Here is a 6,226-nt window from a genome sequence, read left to right on the forward strand (position 1 = left end):
CAAATCCTTGCCGAGTTGGTAAGAACATCGGCTGGTCCCCGAGATGCCACTTGCCAACGATTGCGGTGGCGTAACCGGCGTCCTTGAGTGATTCAGCAATCGTTACTTCTTCGGGTGCCAATCCGTAGGGTGAAACAGGCCGCAACACGATGCCGTCGCGAGGGTTCGTATGCATCCCGACGCGCTGCGAGTAGCAGCCGGTAATCAAACTGGCTCGCGACGGGGTGCAGACACCTGCCGTTACGCAGAAGTGGGTGAATTTGCGGCCCTCGGCGGCCATCCGGTTCAGATTGGGAGTCCGATGCAGCGTTGAGCCGAAGGGTTCAATGTCGCCGTACCCTAGGTTGTCGCAAAACACAACGATAAAGTTCGGTTTGCGAGTTTCATTCGCATCGACCTGCGACAGCATTGTTAGCAAAGCGACAAACAAGCCGAGCAGATTCCAACGTCCAAGGACAGATAAATGCCAATACATCAAACGAACCGTTGAAAGGGGGGCGAAGGCGGGGTGTGGGAAAGGAAGGACACTGGGATCACATCAGCCACCCACGATGGAGTATTATAGCCGAATGACGGCGAACGTATTGCGATTCACTTAGCAGCACGTTTGAGCGATCGCGATTGAAAATTTTCCCGTCCATTGCGAATCAAATTCGTTGACAGTCGCGTACGCTCTCCATTCTCGCTTCGTTGCTTTGCATCCGAATTGATCACTTCTGCCCCCAATCGAAGAAAAACATATGAAACGATCCATTTTCGATTTGCCACGACGCCTTACCCTGTTGTGCATCGCTCTACTAGCGTCGGCGGTCACTGTCGATGCCGCAGAAAGCACGAATGACGCGGCCCATCGGCCCAACATTTTGTTCATCATTGTTGATGACCAGTCCCCGGAAGATTTTAAGTTTTACAATCCAAAATCGACGCTCGATTCACCCAATATTGACAAACTGGCAGCCGAAGGGATGGTCTTTGACGCCGCCTATCACATGGGATCGTTTTCGGGAGCCGTTTGCACGCCGTCGCGGCACATGGTGATGTCGGGACGCACCGTTTGGCATTTGCCAATTGGCCCAAACTCGAAAGAACTCTGTCCGCCCAATCTAGAACAGAACACGCTTGCTGCCGTTTTTAACCGCGCAGGTTATGACACGATGCGAACCTGTAAGCGAGGCAATTCCTATGAAGCGGCAAATAAACAGTTCACCGTGCGACGTGACGCGTCCAAACGAGGTGGCACCGACGCGAGTGGCAGTCCCTGGCATGGCGATCAAGTCATGGATTTCTTGAACCAACGCGAAACCGAAAGTGATGCCGATCCTTTTCTGATCTATTTTGGTTTTTCCCATCCGCACGATACTCGTGATGGACGCCCTGAACTGCTCGACAAATATGGGGCCACCAACCATACGGATCGAAATTCGCTGCCTGCAGCAAATTCGAAACAACCTCCGCTTCCAGAGAACTACCTTCCCGAACATCCGTTTCCCCATGGGCATCCGGGATTGCGTGACGAAGTTTCGGTGAGTGGCGTGTGGACCAAACGCGATGAACGCACGATTCGTAATGAGCTCGGCCGCGAATTTGCGTGTGATGAAGCGATCGACATCCAAGTTGGCCGAGTGCTCGAGAAACTCGAAGCGATGGGCGAACTTGACAATACCTATGTCGTCTATACCTCGGACCACGGGATTGCCATCGGACGTCATGGATTGCAAGGCAAGCAGAATCTGTACGAACACACGTGGCGAGTTCCACTGATCGTCAAAGGACCAGGGATCCAAGCAGGTTCACGCGCGATCGGAAACACGTATTTGCTTGATACGCTCGCCACGCTGTGTGATCTCGCGGGTATTGAGCCACCGGAGACGAACGAGGGAATTAGTTTCAAGCCGGTGCTGAGCGGTGAACAGTCGACGGTACGCGAGGTGTTGTACGGGGCCTATTGCGGCGGTACCAAACCGGGAATGCGTTCGGTCAAGAAAGGCGACTGGAAACTCATTAAATACGACGTCTTGGATGGCACCGTCCGCGAAACGCAGCTCTTTAACCTTGCCGAAAATCCTCATGAATTCTTGGCCGAGCATGACAAGCAAGATCCCATGCAAACGAATCTTGCGGGCAATCCCAAATACGCCGACAAATTGGCGGAAATGGAAGCGTTGCTGCTGAGCGAGATGCGGCGGCTGGACGACCCCTATCGACTTTGGGATCAGCCAGACGATGGGTTGACCGCCCCTGAAGTTAAGACAGGGAAAAAGAGTAAAAACAAGAAGGCGAAGTAAGCTCGCTTTCTGGTCCATTGGCCCTACGAAAGTATTCTTTGGCAGGCCCACTCCCTACCCAAAACGGATTCGGCGGAAATGTTTTCTCGGATTTTGGCGTTCACTGTTTTATGGATAACTTGCTGCGGATACCGATTGCATGCCAGCGATGAACTCGGATCGGATGCGTCGCGTGAGCGACCGAATGTGCTATTCATTGCCGTGGACGATTTGGCGTGCACGCTGGGGTGCTACGGTGATGTAATCGCACAGACACCCCACATCGATCGGCTTGCTGCGAGCGGCGTTTGTTTCCAGAACGCTTACAATCAATTGCCGCTGTGCAATCCGACTCGTGCATCGATCATGACGGGATTACGACCCGACAAGATCAAGGTCTATGACTTGGATCGTCATTTTCGCGACGAGCTGCCTGATGTGGTCACGCTTTCGCAAGCGTTCCGCTCCGAAGGGTATTTTGCTGCTCGCGTTGGCAAGATCTATCACTACAACGTGCCCGCGTCGATTGGGACTGACGGATTCGATGATCCACCGTCGTGGGATCAAACCGTCAACCCGATCGGCCGCGACAAGACGGACGAATCGTTGGTTTACAACGCAGAACCGCATCGGAAGATCAGCGGTGCACTGAGTTGGTTGGCTGCCGAGGGTGGCGATGAAGAACAAACCGACGGGATGATCGCCACGGAAGCGATCGCGTTGATGCAGCAGAAAAGGGACGAGCCGTTTTTCTTGGCAGTCGGTTTTTTTCGTCCGCACACTCCGTACGTTGCTCCGCAGAAATACTTTGACCTCTATCCGCCATCGTCGCTGCGTTTGCCTTATTCGCCGCCCGGTGATCGCAATGATATCCCGCTCGCTGCGTTCGCACATAATTGTCCGGTGCCCAATTACAACCTCGATCACGACACATTAATCAAAGCCACGCAGGCATACTATGCGTGTGTGTCGTTTGTCGACGCTCAAGTCGGCCGGTTGCTTGATTCGCTGCAGCAATTGGACCTCGCTGAGAACACGATCGTGGTGTTGTGGAGCGATCATGGGTACCATCTGGGTGAGCACGATGGTGTCTGGCAAAAGCGAACATTGTTCGAACAATCTGCTCGAGCTCCGTTAATCATTCGTTCGCCCCAGCACCGTGAGTCTGCGGGCGTGTGTCGCCGTATCGTTGAATTTGTCGATATTTATCCGACGCTGACCGATCTGGCTGGGATCGCCGCGCCAGAGAATCTTGACGGCCGCAGTCTGAGTCCCTTACTGGATAACCCGTTGGCCGAATGGGACAACGTCGCGGTGACGCAAGTGTTACGTCCGGCGGACGACCGACTCGGCGACCCGGTGATGGGATGCAGTATCCGCACCGACCGCTACCGTTATACCGAATGGGGCGAAGGCAAATACGGTTTTGAATTATACGACCATCATGCCGATCCGCTGGAGTTCAATAACTTGGCGATTGATCCTGACGAACTTACCCGGAACGTGATCGCGGAACTGCAACCATTACTACGGTCCCGGGCATCGGGGCAGACACCGACAACGCCATTCAATCCCGAACGGCTTTAGGAACGACGGCATGAGCCCATCCGAATCACCGCCGATCCGACCGCCGTTGACGGTGGCGATGCTGGCGTTGGTGATTGCAGGTGAAGCGATCTTCTTTTTGCCGTTTGTGATCGCGCGGGTGTTCCGTCCGACGCTGCTAGAAGTGTTTGGGATCAGCAACCTTGAGCTTGGTTTGGCATTTTCGGCCTACGGCGTGACAGCGATGTTGGCCTATTTTCCCGGCGGCCCGTTGGCCGACGCGTTTGCCCCGCGAAAGATGATGACCTTGGCGCTGTTGTCGACGTCGCTCGGTGGAGTGTTGCTGGCGACGATTCCATCGCTGGGGATGATGAAGTGGTTGTACGCTTATTGGGGGCTGACGACGATTTTGTTGTTTTGGGCCGCGATGATCCGGGCGACGCGAGAAATCGGAGGCGAAGCCTTCTCGGGAACCGCGTTCGGAATACTTGATGGAGGACGTGGGTTGGTCGCCGCTGCGTCGGGTTCGATTGCCGTGTTGATCTACGCTTGGTTGCTGCCCACGGATCCCGATTCCGCAACACTGGCTCAGCGAACCGATGCCTTTGAACAAGTCATTCTTGTTTTCGCAGGATTGACGCTGGGCTCGGCCGTGTTGGTTTGGTTTGCAGTTCGTGGTGACGAGAATCAAACCGCAATGCCCCATCAAACCGCGATTCCCCATCAAACAATGTTGCCCCGTCAAAGCGAAGCGGTGGAGCCAAAGATCACATTGTCGGGGGCCGTGGCGGTGGTGAAGATGCCCACGGTCGCACTGCAAGCGGTGATCATCGTGTGTGCGTACGTTGGCTACAAGGGACTCGATGATATTTCCTTGTATGCCCGAGAGGTTTTGGGGTATGACGAAGTTGCGGCAGCTCATACCAGCACGGTGTCGATGTGGATTCGCCCGGTCGCGGCGATCATGGCAGGAATCATCGCGGACCGCAGTCGCATTTCGAGCGTCACCGCATTAAGTTTTTTGGTGGTTGCTCTCGGTTGCAGTGCGATCGCCTTGGGGGTTTTCAAACCAGGAATGAACGTGTTTTTCTTCGGCACGATCATCGCCACCAGCGCCGCCGTGTTTGCACTTCGCGGGCTTTACTTTGCGATTATGCAAGAAGGCGACGTGCCGTTTCACTATACCGGCACGGCGGTCGGAGTCGTTTCGGCAATCGGATACACACCGGATGTGTTTATGGGGCCGATGATGGGGAAATTACTCGACGATTCGCCCGGTGCACTCGGACACCAGCATTTGTTTGCAATGGTCGCGTTGTTTGCTTTGATCGGATGTGTCGCCTCGCTGGCATTTCCACTACTTCGCAAAGCTCCCAAACGCGTCTAGTTTTGCGGATCGTTACAGACCGCTTCGGCACGTTTGGCGACTCCGCGAAGCATGCCTGCGAAAACAAACTGATGCAGTGGCCAGACCGAGTACCAATAGAACAACCCGAACAAGCCGGCAGGATCAAATTCGGCGGTTTGGCGAATCCTCGATCCGCCGCCATCGCGTGGACAGACCTCGTAGTCGAGCCATCCTCGCCCCGGCAGTTTCATTTCCGCCGCGAGGCGTAATCGCTGGTTTGGCTCGATCAATTCGACTCGCCAAAAATCGATCGCATCACCGACGTGCACGTTACTTGCATGACGACGACCACGACGAAAGCCGACGCCACCGACTAACATGTCCATAAAACCGCGAATTTTCCATAGCCATTCGCCGTAATACCAACCTGCATCGCCACCGATACGCTGGATCGGAACAAAGGCACAATCCGGTGGAACGTCGACATCGATCGTACGTGAATCGACAAGCCGGCTGCCAAAGGCTTCGCCGCCCCATCTCGGTGTCGGCCCTGCGGATGACAATGCGTCGGACCAACGCGTTTCCACCATTTCTTCGTCCTCACGCTCAATCGCACGTTGGATCGCTTTTTCGATGCCCACCGGGCGGATTGAAAAGTCTTGTAGCGCGGCGTCGTTGGTGACGACCGTCGGATTTCTTAGTCCTTCGACTAGCTTGCGGCCAATGCGGGCGTACACCGGGGTGACCAAGCCTAGCCATAGACTACTGATTCGCGGTGATAGAAACGGCACGCGAATTCGGATCCGTTTCAAACCGCGTTGCCGCGCGTATTCGTCCATAATCCCACCGTAGGACACCGGTTCCGGGCCTCCGATTTGATAGATTTTGCTGTCTCCGAGTGGCATGTCGAGCGTTTCCATTAGATAGCTCAACACATCACGGATCGCGATCGGCGATGCTTCGGTCGAGACCCATTTGGGCCACAACATGACAGGCAGTTTTCGAACCAAGGCGCGTACCAATTCAAATGACAAGCTTCCCGAACCGATGACCACCGACGCGCGGAACT

The 6,226-nt window shown here is 54.9% G+C and carries 5 protein-coding genes; 3 read left to right on the plus strand and 2 right to left on the minus strand.

What is annotated here, in order from left to right:
* Positions 1 to 475, minus strand: a 475-nt coding sequence (locus RMSM_RS20200) for a sulfatase-like hydrolase/transferase (RefSeq protein WP_008700352.1), incomplete at its 3' end; no start/stop codon positions are given.
* A gap of 265 nt (positions 476 to 740) precedes the next feature.
* On the opposite strand from RMSM_RS20200, the gene RMSM_RS20205 reads away from it, so the two are divergent.
* The 3 genes from RMSM_RS20205 to RMSM_RS20215 all read left to right on the plus strand — a co-directional run bounded on the left by RMSM_RS20205 (position 741) and on the right by RMSM_RS20215 (position 5,196).
* Positions 741 to 2,285 carry a sulfatase family protein gene (locus RMSM_RS20205; protein WP_008700357.1) on the plus strand — a complete coding sequence of 515 codons (1,545 nt, stop codon included), beginning with the start codon at positions 741 to 743 and terminating at the stop codon, positions 2,283 to 2,285.
* Between the two features lie 78 nt (positions 2,286 to 2,363).
* Positions 2,364 to 3,851 carry a sulfatase gene (locus tag RMSM_RS20210; protein ID WP_008700359.1) on the plus strand — a complete coding sequence of 496 codons (1,488 nt, stop codon included), beginning with the start codon at positions 2,364 to 2,366 and terminating at the stop codon, positions 3,849 to 3,851.
* A 10-nt stretch (positions 3,852 to 3,861) separates the two neighbouring features.
* On the plus strand, positions 3,862 to 5,196 hold the full coding sequence (locus tag RMSM_RS20215) for an MFS transporter (RefSeq protein WP_008700362.1): 1,335 nt from the start codon (positions 3,862 to 3,864) through the stop codon (positions 5,194 to 5,196).
* Here RMSM_RS20215 and RMSM_RS20220 read toward each other — a convergent pair.
* Positions 5,193 to 6,226: SDR family oxidoreductase (locus RMSM_RS20220; RefSeq protein WP_040768444.1), on the minus strand; the 1,034-nt coding region annotated here is incomplete at its 5' end. The genes RMSM_RS20215 and RMSM_RS20220 overlap by 4 nt on opposite strands.

The sequence above is a fragment of the Rhodopirellula maiorica SM1 genome (assembly GCF_000346295.1).
Lineage (GTDB): Bacteria > Planctomycetota > Planctomycetia > Pirellulales > Pirellulaceae > Novipirellula > Novipirellula maiorica.